At 54.0% G+C, this 328-nt stretch carries 2 tRNA genes and 1 rRNA gene; all 3 read right to left on the reverse strand.

The features are described 5' to 3' along the window. Window position 1: 1 nt before the first annotated feature. Window positions 2-77, reverse strand: a tRNA-Ala gene (locus tag ACYP03_RS25120). A 45-nt stretch (window positions 78-122) separates the two neighbouring features. After that, window positions 123-199 (reverse strand) — tRNA-Ile (locus ACYP03_RS25125). Window positions 200-269: 70 nt separating this feature from the next. Beyond that, a 16S ribosomal RNA gene (locus tag ACYP03_RS25130) occupies window positions 270-328 on the reverse strand; the annotation flags it as partial.

The raw sequence follows: 328 nt of genomic DNA on the forward strand, positions 1-328 counted from the left end.
GTGGTGGAGCTAAGCAGGATCGAACTGCTGACCTCCTGCGTGCAAGGCAGGCGCTCTCCCAGCTGAGCTATAGCCCCATCGAGTTTTGCAAGAGTGTTCAACCACTGTGTTTGGGAAAACAGTGGTGGGTCTGAGTGGACTTGAACCACCGACCTCACCCTTATCAGGGGTGCGCTCTAACCACCTGAGCTACAGACCCTTCTCTTGCGCTCTTTACATTTTAACCAGGCAATCTGTGTGGACACTGCATCAACAACGCAGTCTTTAGGTAAGGAGGTGATCCAGCCCCAGGTTCCCCTAGGGCTACCTTGTTACGACTTCACCCCAG

Source organism: Photobacterium sp. R1 (assembly GCF_054600795.1).